The sequence below is a fragment of the Microbulbifer weihaiensis genome (assembly GCF_048323715.1).
Taxonomy (GTDB): domain Bacteria; phylum Pseudomonadota; class Gammaproteobacteria; order Pseudomonadales; family Cellvibrionaceae; genus Microbulbifer.
On record NZ_JBLWFL010000002.1, the window covers coordinates 100,305 to 117,236 of the forward strand.

Below are 16,932 nucleotides of genomic sequence, written 5' to 3' on the forward strand. Positions count from 1 at the left end.
CGGGGCATCTCCGCAGTGGACACTGGGCTTCGTTCGGTTTGTTGAAGGCATTACTGCTGATTCATCCTACTTTGAAGGCGGTTTTGGAAGCTGAGCTGATTATCGACAGCCGGCAAAGTGGTAAAGGGAAGAAAAGCCCATTTTTTTACCGCTAATTGGCCGCTTGGGTTGCGCGCCGGCACTGATACCTTTGCGCTGCGGAATAACAAGAGATGCGATCATGACCACACCTACCTCCTCTGTGCAGATGCAATTCCTGATCAACAATTTGCAGGGCCTGGCCGGAGAAGCCGCCGGTAAAAATACCCGGGTCGATCTCGCGGTGGGTGGCGGCTTTGGTGCTGCGCTGCGTGCCAGCCTTGAGCGGATCAATACGTTGCAGAATGAGAGCGCGTCGAAGTCGCGTGCCTTTCAGGCCGGCGATGCCGATGTCGCGCTGCATGAAGTGATGATTGCAGGCCAGAAGGCCAGCATTGCATTTGAGATGGGGGTGCAGGTGCGCAATCGCCTACTCAATGCATATAAAGACATTATGAATATGCAGGTGTAGTGAGGGATTCAGGCGCAAGCGCCAATTCCCCAGTCTGCGCGATGATGTTTAGAGCGGCGTTCGAGTTATCGATCCAGCCGCTTTTTTACGGACATAAAAAAGGCCCCATAAGGGGCCGAAGAATCAGGGCCGGTACGCCCCGAGAGGATGGTATTAGCCGAGCAGGGACAGCACGCTCTGCGGCAGCTGGTTGGCCTGGGACAGTACAGAGGTACCGGCCTGCTGCAGGATCTGCGCGCGAGTCATATTGGAAACTTCGGTTGCGTAGTCCGCGTCTTCGATGCGCGAGCGCGCCGCCGACAGGTTGGTCTCGGTGGTGCTCAGATTGTTGATGGCAGAGTCGAAACGGTTCTGGATCGCACCCAGGTCGGAGCGCAGGGCATCCACGTCGCTCAGTGCGGAGTCCAGGGCGGCCAGCGGGCTGCTGGATTTTGCAGACAGCGCGGTGTCCGCATCAACGGTAACTGTGATGGCCGCATCGTTTGTGCCGTCTGTGTCGGTATCGGTACCGGAATCGGCAATGGACATATCGGTTACGGAGTAGACATCACCAGAGCCGGAGTCGGTCACAAAGTAGTTGCCGTCGTCGTCAGTGCTCAGAGTACCGGTAACAGTGTTGCCATCTGCGTCCTGGATAGACACTGCGGTAGACGCGTTGTATTCGACTGCGGTGCCGTCGTCGGTGGTGAAGCTGTCATCGGCGGCTACGGCAGTCAGAGAACCTTCGTAACCGTTTACGTTAAAGGTATCCAGGTTCAGGGTGCTGGAATCGATCTGCTTCAGGTTCATGGTGATTTGTTCACCATCGTTCGCGCCGACCTGAATGGTGAAGCCGCGGTCTTCGGCCAGTACCTGTACGCCGTTGAAGTTGGTTTCAGAGGAGATGCGGTCGATCTCGGACAGGCGCTGGTTGATCTCGTCCTGGATGGAGTTCAGGTCGCTCTGGGAGTTGGTGTCGTTCTGGGCCTGTACGCTCAGCTCGCGGATGCGCTGCAGGTTGTCGTTGACCTGGTTCAGTGCGCCTTCTGCGGTCTGTGCTACAGAGATGCCGTCGTTGGCGTTGCGCTGGGCCTGGGCCAGACCGGTGATTTGCGAGCTCATGCGGTTGGCAATGGCCTGACCGGCGGCGTCGTCGGCGGCGCTGTTGATGCGCAGGCCGGAAGACAGACGCTCCATGGAAGTCTGCAGGGCGCTCTGGGATTTGCTCAGGTTCTGCTGGCCGATCATGGCCGTGATATTGGTGTTGATCACTGACATTGTTTTGTCCCTCGGTATGTCACCGTTTGAATGTGAATACAACGGCGCGGGCCGTTACTAATAATGTCGGCGAGCCTCCCCAAGACTTTAGGCGCCTGCGGAAAAAATTCGCATTTCAGAAAGTGAAAATTGTGGATATAGCTGTGGCGGGCCAAAAAAAAGGGGCCCGGAATGGGGCCCCAAAGGAGAGAAAGTCAGACAAGATTTTTACCGATCAGCCGAGCAGAGACAGTACGCTCTGCGGCAGCTGGTTGGCTTGCGACAGTACGGAAGTGCCGGCCTGCTGCAGGATCTGCGCGCGAGTCATATTGGAAACTTCGGTTGCGTAGTCCGCGTCTTCGATGCGCGAGCGCGCCGCCGACAGGTTGGTCTCGGTGGTGCTCAGGTTGTTGATCGCAGAGTCGAAACGGTTCTGGATCGCACCCAGGTCGGAGCGCAGGGCATCCACGTCGCTCAGTGCGGAGTCCAGGGCGGCCAGCGGGCTAGAGGAAGCCTGAGTTAACAGGGTCGCTTCGTCAGAGTTGATTGTTACAGTGAGGGAGTCTGTTGCATCGTCGATAGCCATGTCGCTACTGTCGATCGCGATAGCATAAGTATCGCCATTCGTATCGGTACCTTGAGCAAACCAGTTGCCGTTGTCATCTTGGTACAAATTGCCGTCAATGGTGAAGCCGCCGGTACCATTGTCGTTAACGGTAACGGTAGCCGCGGCAATGCTATCTCCTTCACCGTCTTTCATATCGCCGTCAGTGTAAGCGGTCAGTGTGCCTTCGTAACCGTTCACGTTAAAGGTGTCCAGGTTCAGGGTGCTGGAATCGATCTGCTTAAGGTTCATGGTGATTTGTTCACCATCGTTCGCGCCGACCTGAATGGTGAAACCGCGGTCTTCGGCCAGTACCTGTACGCCGTTGAAGTTGGTTTCAGAGGAGATGCGGTCGATCTCGGACAGGCGCTGGTTGATCTCGTCCTGAATGGAGTTCAGGTCGCTCTGGGAGTTGGTGTCGTTCTGGGCCTGTACGCTCAGCTCGCGGATGCGCTGCAGGTTGTCGTTGACCTGGTTCAGTGCGCCTTCTGCGGTCTGCGCTACAGAGATGCCGTCGTTGGCATTGCGCTGGGCCTGGGCCAGACCGGTGATTTGCGAGCTCATGCGGTTGGCAATGGCCTGACCGGCGGCGTCGTCGGCGGCGCTGTTGATGCGCAGGCCGGAAGACAGACGCTCCATGGAAGTCTGCAGGGCGCTCTGGGATTTGCTCAGGTTCTGCTGGCCGATCATGGCCGTGATATTGGTATTGATCACTGACATAGTTGTGTCCCTCGGTATGTCACCGTTTGAATTTGAATACAACGGCGCTGGCCGTTACTTCGTTTTTCGGCCGGCAAGTCGCTGGCTTTAGGGTTTTGAATGAAAATCTGTGCAACTGGCCTGGCTGGCCATGTTTCGGCGAATTTATTTCGATAAGCCCTAAAGTCGCGGCTTTAATGGCCGATGTGGTAACTAACCGCGGTAATTCGCAATACATGGCGTCCGTTAGTAGCAGTAAAAAAGTCTGTGGTGTTGAATTAAAAGGGAGCGTTGATGGCTACCATTTCATCTTTGGGTATTGGTTCCGGTCTGGATTTGGGCGGCTTGTTGGATCAGCTTGAATCCGCAGAGCGCGAGAAGCTCACACCAGTCCTGCGTCAGCAGCAAAGTTATGAGACAAAAATTTCTGCGTTTGGCTATCTGGAAAGCGCACTGGACAAAGTAAAGGACGCAGCGGAAGCGCTGAGCGAAGCAGAGGATTTTGCCGGGGTGAAAACCAATCTGAGTGGTGAAGCCCTGACGATTACCGCTGGCGAAGAGACCCCGGTGGGAAATTACGAAATCGAAGTTACCCAACGCGCGAAAAGTTACAGCATAGCAACACAGGGTATAGCCGATAAAACAGAACAGCTCGGTGGCGGTACCATCGGCTTTACCCTTGGCAGTGGCGATACGTTCAGTGTCACCCTGGATGATGCTGACAGCTCGCTCGAAGATCTACGCGACGCAATCAATGAGGCCGATGCCGGTGTAGTGGCTTCCATCGTTAACGATGGTAGCGGTACGCCGTATCGACTGGTGTTTTCTTCGGCGGATACCGGTACAGAAGCAGCGATCAGTGCCATCGATTTCGGCACTGGTGGGTTTGGAGATGTATTGTCGCTCGACAGCGCGACAGAAATATCCGCACAGAACGCAGAACTGACCGTCAACGGCATTGCAATTCAGTCACAAAATAACCAGGTGGAGGATGCGATACAGGGCGTGACCCTGAATCTGGAAGAAACCGGCACCGCAACTTTGGAAGTAACCCGGGATACCGCGGGTATAGAAAAGAAGCTGAATACCTTCGTCGATACGTATAACAATTTGCAGGAACTCATGTCGGATCTGACCGGATACGACAGCGCGTCAGGTTCCGGCGGGGTTCTTCAGGGTAATGCTACGGTGCGCGGTGTGGAGTCGCGCCTGCGCGGTCTGATTGGCGGTTCACTGGACAGCGATGTGTTTTCCTCGCTGGCGGACCTGGGCATGACCTTGGAACTGGATGGCACCCTGACCCTGGATGAAGAAAAGGTCGAAGACCTGGTGGCGAACAACCTCAGCGACCTGAGCAAACTCTTCGCGGGTGTTGGTGACGATAGCGAAGACGGATTTGCTGATCGTATCGAGAGCGCCCTGAGTGCCATGACCGAAGAGGACGGGTTGCTTGAAAACGCAACCAGCGGCCTGGAGGCGAGTATCGAATCCCTGGATCGGCGCTATGAGAGTATCGAGTCCCAGATCGCAAGCACGGTTGCGCGTTATCGCACCCAGTTCAGCCAGCTCGATAGCCTGATTGCACAGATGAATTCCACAAGCTCCTACCTGACCCAGCAATTTGATGCGCTGGCGGCCCAGTTAAAGCAATAAAAGCAGAGAGGTCTTAGTTGTACTCAAAAGGATCCGCTGGCCGCGCTTACGGCGCCGCCAGTTATGCCCGAGTCGGGCTTGAAAGCGATGTGTTGTCGGCCAGTCCTCACCGCCTGATCGTGTTGCTGTTCGAGGGCGCTGATACCGCGATTGGCACCGCACTGGTGCATATGAAGGATGGCAACCTGGCGGAGAAAGGCCGGGCGATCTCCAAGGCGCTGGATATCGTGAATAACGGCCTGCTGGCAGCGCTTGACCGGGAGCAGGGTGGCCAGCTGGCAGAACAGATGGCGGCACTGTACGACTACATAGCCCGCCAGCTGCTTAAGGCCAATTTGCACGACGACTGTGCCGCGCTGCTCGAAGCCCGTCGTCTTCTGGCGGACCTGGCATCGGCATGGAAAGCCATTGAGCCTGGATTGCAATCCGCATGAAAAATCATCACATCGTCGACAGCTGCCCACTGACAACACCGTCGCGCCTGCTGGCCGCCTACGCCAATCTCCTTGCTCGCTCGACGCGGATGTTGGCATGGGTGCGGGAACATGACTGGTTTAACCTGGTGGAAGAGCAGACCTGTTATGCCATTGAAGTTGAGTCGATTGCCGCAGCGGAAGCCAATCTGGATCTCGATGAGAACGAGCGCCTGCGCAAGGCAGAACTGCTGGAGCAGATTCTGGCTCAGGATTTGGAAATTCGCCGTCGCTTGCGCGAACGCCAGGATCAGCTGCAGCAGCTTATCGGCGTGAATCAGCGCAAGCGCGACCTCTCCCGATCGTACGGTGCACTGATTCCGATGGATTCGCGCACCCGGTGAGTGGCATAACGCCGATACTGGATACCCTCCTGCACCAGGTCCTGGGCAAGAGGGTGGATACCGCCTCCCCGGAGCGGCAACCCGCACCAGTGAAGCCGCTGGTTCCCACCGAAGCCATTCAGGCACTGCGGAGTGACTCCCGCCTCGACCCGCGCTCTAATCCTGCACTCTATAGCGAACTGGGCAAAGCATCCGGTGGGGCTTCGGTGTACGTCTCTCCTCCGTTGGAAAGCAACGCGGTGCATACCCAGCTAAGCGGCGCCGCGCGTTTTTTATCTGAACTGTTTCATGGACATGCCAGAAGTGCGCCGGTTATTCGTCCCGCGGCGCCATTGCTACCAGCGGGCGATCAAAGTGCTGAAAACTTGGCCTTCAATCTGCAGCGCACTGTGGAAAACAGCGGGCTGTTTTACGAATCCCACCTTTTGCGCAGTTACCAGGGAAAGTGGGACTGGGGAAAACTCCCCGCAGAGCTGCAGATGACCCTGCAGCACAAGGCGCTGCCCAGTATATCGGATCACCTCAACAATGAAGCAATGCGAGGACTGCTACGGCAGCAGTTTGAATTACTCGCCGTGCCGCAATTGCGTTGGGATGGCGATGCGTGGCCGGGGCTGCATTTGGAAATTCGTTTGGAATATCAGCAAATCGTTGGCGATGTGTGCAGTAACTCGTCGGAAGGTGAACAGAAGGAGCACGCTGAACATGAAGACGCTGCTGTCTGGCAGGCGGATTTAACTCTAGCCTTGCCGAATCTGGGTAAATTGGCGGTGCAGTTGCACCTGCGCGGCGATAGCCTGAAGCTTATTGTCGTGCCGGCCAGTGAAGTTGCAGAAGATCTCGTTACCGGATGGCTTGCTGAGTTGCGTGATCAGCTCACAGCGATTGGACTCAGTGATATTCAACTGATTGTCGGGACTATAAATGAAGGATAACCCGCGTCGTCGCGCCGTTGCCCTGGCCTACGGCGACAAAGAAAGTGCACCTAGGGTTGTGGCGAGCGGTTACGGGGGCGTGGCTGAACAAATTATAAACGCCGCCAAAGAGCAGGGTGTTTATGTGCACGATGCGCCGGAATTGGTGTCGCTGCTGATGCAGTTGAACTTGGACGAGCAGATTCCTGATCGCCTTTATCAGGCTGTTGCCGAAATTTTGATCTGGGCACGGCAGTTGGATGAGGTTGGCGGCCAAATTCAGAGAGAGTAAAACTTGCTCACCCTGAGTAACAGAAAGTCACGAAATAATGTTTTTTCTTAAAAAAGATAAAAAAAGATGTAACTACATAGGGCTAACATGGTAATTTTTCCGTCAAGGGTGACGTGAATCACTAGTTTTTTGTGATCTTCGTCAAGGAATTGTTGTGGAGAAGTTCACTCGGTCACTCGGGTCGTAGTTCCATCAGCATTGTCTTCCTCATATACCCGTACGGTTCTAGGGGTAGTTTGAACTGTGCGGCGTGGCCCTTCTTCATTGCGCGCTGCGCAAAGTGGAATCTTCCAGGGTGAATCTGCATTTCTTAGCGGTTGCCAAGCAACGTTCAGTGCGATTCACCATTGATTCCAGGGATGGTAACTGGATATGGGACAGCGGATTACACCGGTTGCCGGTGATCGAAAACGACTGTCACTTTGACCAGCAGAATGGATGCGGTTTTGGGGGACTCCCTTTGCTTCTGACGAGAATTTAAGCGCGGCCAGGTCACGGCTTGGCACGAATAAAAAGAAGTAAGGAGTTAAGCTGTATCATGTTTGATAGTGCACTTAGTGAGATTCAGGATATCAATCTCAGTTACCTGTTGTTGGCACAACGCTTGCTCAAGGATGACTACGCCACCGCCCTGTTCCGGCTCAAGCTCGATGAGTCTATGGCCGGTGTATTGGCTTCGCTCACCGCGAAACAGCTGACGAAGCTGGCGCGCTCCAATCAGTTACTGTTCCGGTTGAACATTGAAGATGCCAACCAGTTGGAACAGGTTACCGCGAATAAACGCGCGGAAGGGCTGGAGCACATACATGCGGCTCTTCTGATGTCTTCGGTATCACCCTGTGTGAATTGAGTAGGCGCCGCTATGTCTGAGAAAAGTCTGCTCGATGAAATGCAGCAGGTTAAGCTGGCCATCGAACTCATCGAGTTGAATGCGCGGCTGCAAGTGCTCGAATCTGAAACCGATCTCAGTCGCGGCAGGTTGATCCGCCTCTATAAAGAAGTGCGGGGTATGTCACCGCCCAAGGGGATGCTGCCGTTTTCCACGGATTGGTTTACCACCTGGATGCCGAATATTCACGCGTCGCTGTTTTACGGAATTTACCTGCGCCTGACTGCCGAGCAGGGCTGCGAACGCATGGAAGGGTTCATCAAGGCGTACCGCCTGTATATGGAACTGACTGAAGAAGAAAGCGAAGAGCCGGTACTCGGGCTCACCCGGGCCTGGACCCTGGTGCGTTTTTTTGAGAGTGGCCTGTTTGAGCTTTCCGCATGCACCAGCTGTTCTGGCCATTTTGTGAATCATGCGCACACGCCCAGTCATAACTTCGTCTGCGGTATCTGCCAGCCGCCATCCCGGGCTGGCAAGACACGCAAGCGGCGCGCGGCCCAGATGCTCAGCGAGCAAAGTGCTGCAGCGGCTGTGTAACGCCGACAGAGAGCATGCGCCGTTTGGCGGGTATCAAATCCTAGAGAGCGATTGTGGTTCCCGCCGCCCCCCCAACCTGTCTTCCCATCCACACCCATATACGCTACGCCAGCCCGTCACCATGCGGCGCTGCATTTCCTGTTGCATGTGTTGCAGCGCGGAATACCGTGCCCGCTCTCGCTAAAGTTCCGTTGCCTGCCGCCGATATCTTCATAAATAAAGAAATGGCGGCCTAACGCAACTGGCCGTAAAAAACCGGTTCAACGCCGCTGGCTACACTGGATATTGCTGGGCGACAAACCGGATTCGCGGAGTTTGCGTCGGCTGCCAATGTCGGGCTCGGGGAAACGCGCTATGAAATATGCGGGGATAAAGGTGGCAACGGTGCTACTGCTGGTGGTGGTTCCTCAACCGCCAGGAAAAACCGAAACCACCGCCCGGGCAACCGCGCGGATTACATTAACCCTGCCCACTCGGGTCACGCTGTCCACAGCCGCTGCTGGAAGTGATGATCTGCTATGCCTCAACCATGTTCCGGCCTGGACATACCATGTGTATGTCCGCGATATGGATCAGCCCCCGGGCGCCGACACACGCTCAGTCGGTAAGCCGGGGCAGCACTGTATCCCATTACCGACGTCAACCATGGGCAAGCTGGTATTTGTTGTTGCCGAGTAGCATGGCGCGGAAAGGTGGCCCGCTCGCGGAGGCGGGGATAGAATGCCCCCTGGTTGCTCACCTTTCGGACGGTTACACGGTTTCATGCAAAAGATCACCGCGCTTCTATTGTGTCTGCTCGCCCAACCGGTATTGGCTGCGATGTCGTTGGACAAAATAATCGTCCACCTGAACGATCAGCCCAACTCGCGGGAAGACGTTTTGGTCACAAATCCAGATCAGGAAACCCTCTACCTGCAAACAGAGATCTACCGTGTGGATAACCCGGGTATGCCCAACGAGAACCGAGTCAGGGTCGTGGATCCGAAAGAGTTCAAGCTGCTGGTCAGCCCGGCGCGCGCCGTAATCGGATCGGGAGAGAAAAAGCGCTTCCGCCTGATGTCGCTTGAACAAAACCTTGAGCGGGAAAAAGTCTATCGAGTGACCTTCAAACCCGTGGTAGGGGATGTCAAAACCGACCGCTCCGCACTGAAAGTCCTGGTTGCTTACCAGATCCTGGTATTTGTACAGCCCGAAGATGGCATGTATCACATAGCAGTGGAAAACCACGGTGGTGAGTGGCAGCTGGTGAATAACGGCAATGTCAATGTGGAGGTGGGGGATGTTCAGCACTGCCTTTCCGACGACAGCTGTAAACCGCTGGCGGTTAAAGGTCGGCTTTATGCAGGCGCAAGTCTGCCGATCGACGAAAAGGTTTCCGGCGGCTATTTACGCCTTCAGGTGCGTGGGCGAATCAGCGAAGAAGTGCGCCTTCCCCTTTAGACGTCAACTACACCTGTTTTCCAGTTACTCAAGTTCGACCGTCAGGGTGAGGGTATCCAGGTATTGGGTATCTTGAGCCTGATTAATCTGTGATTGATCGACCTTGATCAGTATTTCCATATTCTCCTGGGTATTCCCCTGGCACTGGCTGTCGGTATGGCCTGGCCAGCCGGGGGAGGGCTGTGACTCCTGTAATTGCTCACTGCGACCGCTGGGAAGGTGTTTTGCCTGGGTAGAGTACTCCAATTGGTCGCTGCCCTGGAGAATAAACTGACCGTTGCCATTGGCGCTGTCGGCCGTAATGCGGAAAAGGGCGCCGCCACTACTGCTTACGCAAAATTGTGTACTACCGGAAGCCCCTTCTCCCGGTGTGAACGTCAGGGCAATATCTTCTACGCCGCTGAGGTCAATGGTGGATTCCGTCCGCAGTTCGATGGTGAAAACGATGTTTTCCAGGTAGGTGTAGCGAACCGAACCGTTGCAGACTGATTGCCAGCCACTCCCCGCATAAGTGCCGCATTGATATATGGACAGGGTGAAGGTTCCAGAATAAACGCCAGGTTTCAGTTTGTCGTTGGGGTCGACTAATTGCACGGACAGCGCGACCGGGACCTGCATGCCATTGGTGCCTCCGGGAAACATGGAAGACACTGATCCATCGCCGGTGGTGGCGGCGGGCACTTCTGTTTCCGGCGGTATCAAATGGCGCACTCCGCCACTGGATAGGGTGATATTGATATTGGTGGCCTGGTTACCTTGCCCCCTGTCCCTGCGCAGAATAAAGCCTTCTTCTTTTTTATCGTATTCACCTGAAATGATTACGGTATAGGGCAGGGCTGTGGTACAGATTTCACCCCATTCGACAAAACAGCTGCGCACTGAAAAAGGATACTCTCCCAGATAGCCGGGAGTATCTTTATGGGTGAAGGTGAGCGTATTGTTTTCCAGCCCGCATACGCCAACAAACCGGTTGCGGTCGTAGTTGTTTTCGGTTGTCAGTGGTATTGCTGCCCCATTGCCACAGGGATCTGCATTGGTACTCTGTGCGGCCGAGTTCCCTGCCGTGAGCGCCAGCAAAGCAACGTTTAAAACTAGCAGGACTAGCCTAGCGGTTGGCGACATGAGGTGCCTCCTTCTCGCATACGGCCTGATCGAGGTCAACTATCCCTAAATTCAACCAATTATCTCCAGCTTCCTGCTCCGGGAGTGCAACCCGGCAACCGTTCCATAGCACATCGGGTGCACGCATAGTCTGCGGGTTGGCGAACATTTCCATTTGAAACACGCCATAGTCATCAGTGACGGCCGTGTACTCGCCAATGGATATTTTCTTGCCGGTGACTGGGGCGCCGGCGCGAAAGATGCGGCCGATTACCAGGATCAGCGGGCGAATTTTGTAATCGACATCTGCCACGTTGCCAGGATAGAGCGTTACCGATTCCTGGTTGTCCTGGTATTCGAAGAAACCATCGCCCAGAGGTTTTACGCTGATGTCATAGCTCTGGAATGCGGAAAGGTTTACAACCGAGCGTTCGCCGCCTTTTGCATAGCCGCGCCGTACACCGTCCACCAGGATTTCGAAATTCTGGTCCGGGCTGCCATCAATATTTACCAGCAGCGCGCTGTCAAGTGCGCGCTCGCCACCCCAGGCCGCACCGGATTGATTGGCAATAATACTGGTGCTGAAGCTTCCCAGATAGTTCAGGGATTTACTCGTATTGCCGCCTTGGGATGTATCGCGAAAATTCACGCTGGAGGTCACTTGCCCGCGATGCCCGGCGATGCGGGTATTGCTGCTGAGTAAATAGGCATCGGCGCTGACCTCACCTGAAAAGTCCTGGTTGACCTCGGCGTCCCAGCGATCACCGTCTCGCCAGCGGGACTGAAAGCCCAAGCGGGTGTTCTGGTCGTCGGTTCGCCCTGCATCCGCTCTTGCACTGGTGGCATGGGTCCAGTTGCCGTCCTGGAAGCGGAATTGAACCGTTAAGGTGGAAAGCTGTTCGCCATCCGCATCATTGTGGGCAAGCACGAAATCACCCTGCCAAAAGCGGTTGCGGAAAAAATTCTTCCGATACTGCAGAGTCTTCAGGCGGCGGGCACCTGTTGTCGCCGTATCCAGAGTGAACTCTTGTGAATCGAAATATATCGGGGCGTTTCTTTCCTGGTAGCGCAGTGAGAGTTGCCCGTTCCAGACCGAAGTGCCCAGCATGGCATTGCGTTGCCGGTAACCCTGGCTCAGTAACGAGTATTCCATTGGACTCGTGTCCTGGCTGTCTTCGAGAAACGCCTCGGAAGCACTCAAGGACAGCCATGGCGTTTGCAGGTTTCCGTAAACACGGTAGCCGTACCTGCCATCCTGCGTGGTCAGTACGCTGGGGGAAATTTCCAGGCGTTCACCGACCCAGCGGGAGCCCAGTTCGAAAATTTGTTCCGCTTCGGTCGCCGCAAATCCGGTAAACAGGCCGGCATTGTCCAGCAGTCGCCGCGCAAGCGTTCCCTGTACCAAGTAAGTTTCCGAGCTATCTGGCATAACCCGGTCCTGACGGATCTGTGCCGGGGTGCCCGCTTGCAGGCTCCACTGCCACTCGTTTGGTGCCGGCAAAATGGCGTCCTTGGCGAAAAAGTGGCTGTACTCGGAAATAAGGCGGCCGCTTTCATCCAGTGTTCGGATGTCCAGCGTATAGGCACCACCGGGCAAGGTGCTGGTGTCAATGAGCTGGTTGCCGGCCTCGGTAAATTCACTGTGCACCAGCCGGTTGTCTTTACGCAATTCGACGCGGCCTCGCACAGGCATATTCACTTCCAGCTGCGCGCCCTGTTGATAAACCCTGTCGGTGCGGCTATTGAGCGAGGAACGGTATTCAACGCCGTAAAAATAGGGGCTGGAACTGATGTTGTTGTACTGGTTCTGTGGTTGGATCAACCCCAGGGAATAGGATTTACCCTGAAAGTCCCGGGACCAGTGCAATTGATATACCTGGCTGCCAGACAGGTTATCCACAGCCCACTGGCTGTGAAGGCCGCTTTCGCCGAAACTCAGAATACTTTGACCGAACAAAGCATTGTTCTGGAGCGATTGCCCCCCGTCGTTATGAACCCCGGACCAGCTGCCTGTAAGATTCTGGACAAAAGATACTTCACTGCTGGACTCTGGCAGAAAGGGATCTTTGATGGCCGCGGTTTGCGGGAGCAGTTCTGGCGACAGGAAAAGGTCAATTCTGAACCTGCTGTCGTCATAAATAATCGCCAGTGTTTCTGGCGATAAAACGCCGCAGTTTGCCTGTTGTTTTGTGTAGCAGACGCGGTGGGCGTTTTTTTGCTGCGGTGTGGATAACTGCGATAAGACGGTTTCCGGGGCGAGGGTGTGCGGCAGCAGCTCAATAACCCGGTTGGGGTCGAGAAACTGTACCGACTCTGGCGTCACCAAAACCTGCACAGTGCCGAGGGAGCGATTACCAAAATAGAGGTCAGCAACCAGTTGCTGAGGGGCGGCCAGATCGGCAAACCCTTCTGGAATCGCTGTCTCCAGGGTAAATGCAGTGGTGGCCGTCGCATGGTTTGCCCAGCTGGAGAACATCAATGCCAGCGCGAGAATACCCCGCGCGGTGGTCTGGTTCATAATGGTAGAGAACGACCGCCTGTGGCGGTCGTTGTCGGGGGAGTTATTCGGCAGTTACGGTTACAGTCAGCGTATCGCTGAATGTGGACAGTGCATTCGCGTTTTCCCAATCGGCCTGGAGCACAGTGACCAGCAGCTGGCGGTTCTCGCCGCTGGTGGCACAAGCGACATTGGCCGCGCCGCGTTCGTTGCCGGTCAAGGCTACCCCAGACTCTGCGGAGACATGGCTGACACTGGTCAGGTCATTAGCAAAATCAACGTTGTAATTGACGTAGCTTGTAGCGCCACCATCAACCATCCGGAACTGGGTGCCGTTTGCGTTGGCACTGTCGAACTGGATGGAATAGGTAGAGTAGCCGTAACCACCCACGCAAAAATTATCACTGCCCCTGGCGTTGTCACCAAGGAAACTACCGGCATCAATTGCGATATCGTTCAAACCTTCCAATTCGATCAGCTGGGGCAGGGTCAAGCTCACGGTGATATCGGTCTTGTCTGACTGCGCTGTAGTAACCTGCGCATTGGCATTTACTGCTGCAACGGCGATAGAAGCTGTAATCAGATAACGAACAAATGGTTTCATCTCTTTATCCCTAATCCTGAAAGTCATTCTTATATGGGGTATGGGGCACTGCTTTCCGCGCTGCGCCGTGTCGCCTATTCGAAGAAGTTGGCGTTTTTTTCCCCACTTTGGTCTTTCCAGACGCAATAATACTTATTTTGTGATCGGAGTCACGGATTTTGTTCGGCTGTCTATAGGTTCATATTTTGGGGATGCGTTTTAGGCATAAAAAGTCGCGAAAGGGAGGCCGGGCAACTTAATATTCTTGACCCTGTGCGCTAGTGATTCCGGGCGATATAATGCCGCGCCTCAAAGTCAGCCAATTGACCCAAACCAACCCTGTCAGGCGAATCATGACCGTAAGAACCCGTATTGCTCCTTCTCCCACCGGCGATCCCCACGTAGGTACCGCCTACATTGCCCTGTTCAATCAGTGCTTTGCGCAGGCCCAGGGCGGCCAGTTTATTCTGCGCATTGAAGATACGGATCAGGTTCGCAGCACCCCGGAGTCAGAGCAGGCCATTCTCGACAGCCTGCGCTGGCTTGGGCTCGAGTGGCAGGAAGGCCCGGATGTCGGCGGCCCCCACGGTCCTTATCGCCAGAGCGAGCGCGGCGACATCTACAAGAAGTACTGTGATGAGCTGGTGGCGAAAGGCCACGCGTTCCACTGCTACCGCACCGCCGACGAGCTTGAGCAGCTGCGCGCCGGCCTGCAGGAAGCGGGCCGCACCACATTGAAGCCCAGCGACCTGGCTCTGCCGGAAGAAGAAGTCGCCAAGCGCAAGGCGGCCGGTGAGCCCTACGTGGTACGTATGAACGTGCCGGAGAGCGGCACCTGCGTGATTGAAGACTTGCTGCGCGGCACCATCGAGATCGACTGGGCCCAGGTAGATGCCCAGGTACTGCTCAAGTCAGACGGCATGCCCACCTACCACCTGGCCAACGTGGTGGACGATCACCTGATGGAGATCACCCACGTCCTGCGCGGTGAGGAGTGGATCAACTCCGCGCCCAAGCACAAGCTGCTGTACGAATACTTCGGCTGGGAAATGCCGGTGCTGTGCCACCTGCCGCTGCTGCGCAACCCGGACAAAACCAAACTGTCCAAGCGCAAGAACCCGACCTCCATCCTCTATTACCAGCGCGCCGGCTTCATGCCGGAAGCCCTGCTGAACTACCTCGGCCGCATGGGTTGGTCCATGCCCGACGAGAGCGAGAAGTTCACCCTGGAAGAGATGCTCAAGCACTTCGACATCCAGCGGGTTTCCCTGGGCGGCCCGGTATTCGACGTGGAGAAGCTGAGCTGGCTCAACGGCCTGTGGATTCGCGAACTGGAAGACGCGGCCCTGGCGGATCGCCTGCAGGCCTGGCTGCTCAACCGCGAAAACCTGATGAAAGTACTGCCCCACGCCAAAGGCCGCATGGAGACCTTCGGAGACTTCGCCCCGCTGGTGAGCTTCCTGGCCGCCGGCAAGCTGCCGCTGACTGAAGCCAGCTTCGCCGACAACAAGCTGGACCTGGAAGAGCAGAAGAAAGTCCTGCAGTTCACCCTGTGGCGCCTGGAAGCCCTGCGCACCTGGAGCAAAGACGAGATCTTCGCGGCGGTGAAGGCGGTGTCCACGGCGATGGATATCAAGCTGAAAGACTTCAATGCCCCGCTGTTCGTCGCCGTCAGCGGTACCACCGCGTCCTTCTCAGTGATGGATGCGATGGATCTGCTGGGTGCAGACCTGAGCCGGGCGCGCCTGCGCCAGGCCATCGATGTGCTGGGTGGTGCTGGCAAGAAAGTGCTCAAGCGCTGGGAAAAGGAATACGCGTCCCTGTAATGCGCCACAGTCCCGGGCTCCGCCCGGGACTGATCGCGCAAAAGAAATGCCACATGCAATAAGGTGGCATTTTTTTTGCCTGTGCCTCTTAGTGAGACACAAACCGGCAAAGTTTGAATGCACGCCTGTGTGACACTTGTCTCATATGAGGGTTAGAATGCGGCAAAATCTGGAATTAATGGATTAACCAGGAAGTAACTTAAAAAAAAGGATAAAACATGACCAATGTTAAAAAGGCAGTGATCCCCGTCGCCGGTCTTGGGACCCGTATGTTGCCGGCCACCAAGGCCATCCCCAAAGAAATGCTGCCGATCGTGGACAAGCCGCTGATCCAGTATGTGGTCAACGAAGCAGTGGCGGCCGGGATCAAAGAGATCGTACTGGTTACCCACGCCAGTAAGAACGCGATCGAAAACCACTTTGACACCTCCTTCGAGCTGGAAGCCCAGCTGGAAAATCGCCTCAAGCGCCAGCTGCTGGATGAAGTCCGCTCCATCGTGCCCAAAGACGTGACGGTCATTTCCGTGCGCCAGGCGGAAGCCAAGGGCCTCGGTCATGCGATTTCCTGCGCGCGCCCGGTAGTGGGCGACAACCCGTTTGCCGTTTTGCTTCCGGACGTATTGATTGACCAGTACGCATCCGACCTGACCACCACCAACCTCGCCGCCATGGTACGCAACTTTGAGCAGACCAAGGCGAGCCAGATCATGGTCGAGTCCGTGGATTGGGAAGACGTCAGCAAGTACGGAGTGGTGGACTGCCTGGGGGCGGAGCTGCACGTGGGCAGCGTAGCCAAGATCGACGGTATGGTCGAAAAACCGAGTGTCGATGCGGCGCCGTCGAATATGGCGGTAGTAGGCCGCTACGTATTGCCAGCTGAAATCTGGGATTTGCTGGAAAAAACCCAGCCGGGGGCCGGCGGTGAAATCCAGCTGACCGACGCCATTGATGAACTGCTGAAAGTCCAGACCGTAGACGCCTACCGCATCGTGGGTCACAGCCATGACTGCGGTAACAAGCTCGGGTATATGAAAGCCCAGCTGGAATACGGCCTGCATCACGCGGAAGTGGGCGATGGCCTGCGCGAATACCTACTGGCGCGAAAGCCGCAGCGTGAAGAAGTCTCGGCTTAAGCGGCTTCGCAAAGTGGGCGCGGAAACATGCCTTGACTCCGCGTCCACAGATTTTGCTAACTATTTGATTAAAAAGTTGTTTTTTCTTGTTGACACCCGGGGGAGCGCTGTTAAAATGCGCCTCGCTTTCGGGGGAAACGCAAACACGAAAGCAACCCAAT

The 16,932-nt window shown here is 55.7% G+C and carries 17 protein-coding genes; 12 read left to right on the forward strand and 5 right to left on the reverse strand.

Annotation, left to right across the window (positions count from 1 at the left end; translation table 11 throughout):
* Nucleotides 1-220 precede the first annotated feature (220 nt).
* Nucleotides 221-550, forward strand: coding sequence for a flagellar hook-basal body complex protein FliE (fliE, locus tag ACNKU7_RS04265; protein WP_418295727.1), 330 nt, complete (start codon nucleotides 221-223; stop codon nucleotides 548-550).
* Between the two features lie 153 nt (nucleotides 551-703).
* Here fliE and ACNKU7_RS04270 read toward each other — a convergent pair whose 3' ends face one another.
* Nucleotides 704-1,807: a FliC/FljB family flagellin gene (locus tag ACNKU7_RS04270; protein WP_418295728.1), complete on the reverse strand. Its 1,104-nt coding sequence runs from the start codon at nucleotides 1,805-1,807 to the stop codon at nucleotides 704-706.
* 214 nt (nucleotides 1,808-2,021) lie between these two features.
* The gene (locus tag ACNKU7_RS04275) at nucleotides 2,022-3,110 is read right to left on the reverse strand and encodes a FliC/FljB family flagellin (RefSeq protein WP_418295729.1); all 1,089 of its coding nucleotides are present in this window, start codon (nucleotides 3,108-3,110) and stop codon (nucleotides 2,022-2,024) included.
* Between the two features lie 273 nt (nucleotides 3,111-3,383).
* Between ACNKU7_RS04275 and fliD the strand changes: the two genes are divergently transcribed.
* The 9 genes from fliD to ACNKU7_RS04320 all read left to right on the forward strand — a co-directional run bounded on the left by fliD (nucleotide 3,384) and on the right by ACNKU7_RS04320 (nucleotide 9,631).
* Complete coding sequence (gene fliD, locus ACNKU7_RS04280; RefSeq protein WP_418295730.1) at nucleotides 3,384-4,742, forward strand: flagellar filament capping protein FliD; 1,359 nt, start codon at nucleotides 3,384-3,386, stop codon at nucleotides 4,740-4,742.
* A 17-nt stretch (nucleotides 4,743-4,759) separates the two neighbouring features.
* Nucleotides 4,760-5,176: a flagellar export chaperone FliS gene (gene fliS / locus ACNKU7_RS04285; RefSeq protein ID WP_418295731.1), complete on the forward strand. Its 417-nt coding sequence runs from the start codon at nucleotides 4,760-4,762 to the stop codon at nucleotides 5,174-5,176.
* Nucleotides 5,173-5,559 carry a flagellar protein FliT gene (locus tag ACNKU7_RS04290; RefSeq protein WP_418295732.1) on the forward strand — a complete coding sequence of 129 codons (387 nt, stop codon included), beginning with the start codon at nucleotides 5,173-5,175 and terminating at the stop codon, nucleotides 5,557-5,559. Before fliS ends, ACNKU7_RS04290 begins: the two co-directional genes overlap by 4 nt.
* A gap of 89 nt (nucleotides 5,560-5,648) precedes the next feature.
* A complete protein-coding gene (fliK, locus tag ACNKU7_RS04295; protein ID WP_418295733.1) occupies nucleotides 5,649-6,494 on the forward strand; it encodes a flagellar hook-length control protein FliK in 846 nt (281 codons plus the stop codon).
* The gene (locus ACNKU7_RS04300; RefSeq protein ID WP_418295734.1) at nucleotides 6,484-6,765 is read left to right on the forward strand and encodes an EscU/YscU/HrcU family type III secretion system export apparatus switch protein; all 282 of its coding nucleotides are present in this window, start codon (nucleotides 6,484-6,486) and stop codon (nucleotides 6,763-6,765) included. The genes fliK and ACNKU7_RS04300 overlap by 11 nt, the downstream gene beginning before the upstream one ends.
* Before the next feature lie 538 nt (nucleotides 6,766-7,303).
* Complete coding sequence (gene flhD / locus ACNKU7_RS04305) at nucleotides 7,304-7,615, forward strand: flagellar transcriptional regulator FlhD (RefSeq protein WP_418295735.1); 312 nt, start codon at nucleotides 7,304-7,306, stop codon at nucleotides 7,613-7,615.
* A gap of 12 nt (nucleotides 7,616-7,627) precedes the next feature.
* Nucleotides 7,628-8,191, forward strand: coding sequence for a flagellar transcriptional regulator FlhC (flhC, locus tag ACNKU7_RS04310; RefSeq protein ID WP_418295736.1), 564 nt, complete (start codon nucleotides 7,628-7,630; stop codon nucleotides 8,189-8,191).
* A gap of 354 nt (nucleotides 8,192-8,545) precedes the next feature.
* Nucleotides 8,546-8,869: a hypothetical protein gene (locus ACNKU7_RS04315; RefSeq protein ID WP_418295737.1), complete on the forward strand. Its 324-nt coding sequence runs from the start codon at nucleotides 8,546-8,548 to the stop codon at nucleotides 8,867-8,869.
* 84 nt (nucleotides 8,870-8,953) lie between these two features.
* Nucleotides 8,954-9,631 carry a fimbria/pilus periplasmic chaperone gene (locus ACNKU7_RS04320; RefSeq protein WP_418295738.1) on the forward strand — a complete coding sequence of 226 codons (678 nt, stop codon included), beginning with the start codon at nucleotides 8,954-8,956 and terminating at the stop codon, nucleotides 9,629-9,631.
* Nucleotides 9,632-9,655: 24 nt separating this feature from the next.
* On the opposite strand, the gene ACNKU7_RS04325 is transcribed toward ACNKU7_RS04320, so the two are convergent.
* Genes ACNKU7_RS04325 through ACNKU7_RS04335 form a run of 3 tightly spaced genes read right to left on the reverse strand, consistent with a single transcriptional unit; the run spans nucleotide 9,656 to nucleotide 13,833 of the window.
* Nucleotides 9,656-10,753 carry a hypothetical protein gene (locus ACNKU7_RS04325; protein ID WP_418295739.1) on the reverse strand — a complete coding sequence of 366 codons (1,098 nt, stop codon included), beginning with the start codon at nucleotides 10,751-10,753 and terminating at the stop codon, nucleotides 9,656-9,658.
* Nucleotides 10,737-13,250 carry a TcfC E-set like domain-containing protein gene (locus ACNKU7_RS04330; RefSeq protein ID WP_418295740.1) on the reverse strand — a complete coding sequence of 838 codons (2,514 nt, stop codon included), beginning with the start codon at nucleotides 13,248-13,250 and terminating at the stop codon, nucleotides 10,737-10,739. The genes ACNKU7_RS04325 and ACNKU7_RS04330 overlap by 17 nt, the downstream gene beginning before the upstream one ends.
* A 43-nt stretch (nucleotides 13,251-13,293) precedes the next feature.
* Nucleotides 13,294-13,833, reverse strand: coding sequence for a hypothetical protein (locus tag ACNKU7_RS04335; RefSeq protein WP_418295741.1), 540 nt, complete (start codon nucleotides 13,831-13,833; stop codon nucleotides 13,294-13,296).
* A gap of 332 nt (nucleotides 13,834-14,165) precedes the next feature.
* Here ACNKU7_RS04335 and gltX point away from each other — a divergent pair, with 332 nt between their 5' ends.
* Together gltX and galU are read left to right on the forward strand one after the other, a co-directional pair.
* Nucleotides 14,166-15,638: a glutamate--tRNA ligase gene (gene gltX, locus ACNKU7_RS04340; protein ID WP_418295742.1), complete on the forward strand. Its 1,473-nt coding sequence runs from the start codon at nucleotides 14,166-14,168 to the stop codon at nucleotides 15,636-15,638.
* A 218-nt stretch (nucleotides 15,639-15,856) separates the two neighbouring features.
* Nucleotides 15,857-16,771, forward strand: a complete 915-nt coding sequence (gene galU, locus ACNKU7_RS04345; protein WP_418295743.1) for a UTP--glucose-1-phosphate uridylyltransferase GalU — start codon at nucleotides 15,857-15,859, stop codon at nucleotides 16,769-16,771.
* Nucleotides 16,772-16,932 lie beyond the last annotated feature (161 nt).

Coding starts and splice junctions, on each gene's coding strand:
- ACNKU7_RS04300 (WP_418295734.1), top strand. CDS start 6,484: ATGAAGGATAACCCGCGTCGTCGCGCCGTTGCCCTGGCCTACGGCGAC.
- ACNKU7_RS04290 (WP_418295732.1), top strand. CDS start 5,173: ATGAAAAATCATCACATCGTCGACAGCTGCCCACTGACAACACCGTCG.
- flhD (WP_418295735.1), top strand. CDS start 7,304: ATGTTTGATAGTGCACTTAGTGAGATTCAGGATATCAATCTCAGTTAC.
- flhC (WP_418295736.1), top strand. CDS start 7,628: ATGTCTGAGAAAAGTCTGCTCGATGAAATGCAGCAGGTTAAGCTGGCC.
- ACNKU7_RS04315 (WP_418295737.1), top strand. CDS start 8,546: ATGAAATATGCGGGGATAAAGGTGGCAACGGTGCTACTGCTGGTGGTG.
- fliD (WP_418295730.1), top strand. CDS start 3,384: ATGGCTACCATTTCATCTTTGGGTATTGGTTCCGGTCTGGATTTGGGC.
- ACNKU7_RS04320 (WP_418295738.1), top strand. CDS start 8,954: ATGCAAAAGATCACCGCGCTTCTATTGTGTCTGCTCGCCCAACCGGTA.
- galU (WP_418295743.1), top strand. CDS start 15,857: ATGACCAATGTTAAAAAGGCAGTGATCCCCGTCGCCGGTCTTGGGACC.
- fliE (WP_418295727.1), top strand. CDS start 221: ATGACCACACCTACCTCCTCTGTGCAGATGCAATTCCTGATCAACAAT.
- ACNKU7_RS04325 (WP_418295739.1), bottom strand. CDS start 10,753: ATGTCGCCAACCGCTAGGCTAGTCCTGCTAGTTTTAAACGTTGCTTTG.
- gltX (WP_418295742.1), top strand. CDS start 14,166: ATGACCGTAAGAACCCGTATTGCTCCTTCTCCCACCGGCGATCCCCAC.
- ACNKU7_RS04275 (WP_418295729.1), bottom strand. CDS start 3,110: ATGTCAGTGATCAATACCAATATCACGGCCATGATCGGCCAGCAGAAC.
- ACNKU7_RS04335 (WP_418295741.1), bottom strand. CDS start 13,833: ATGAAACCATTTGTTCGTTATCTGATTACAGCTTCTATCGCCGTTGCA.
- ACNKU7_RS04270 (WP_418295728.1), bottom strand. CDS start 1,807: ATGTCAGTGATCAACACCAATATCACGGCCATGATCGGCCAGCAGAAC.
- ACNKU7_RS04330 (WP_418295740.1), bottom strand. CDS start 13,250: ATGAACCAGACCACCGCGCGGGGTATTCTCGCGCTGGCATTGATGTTC.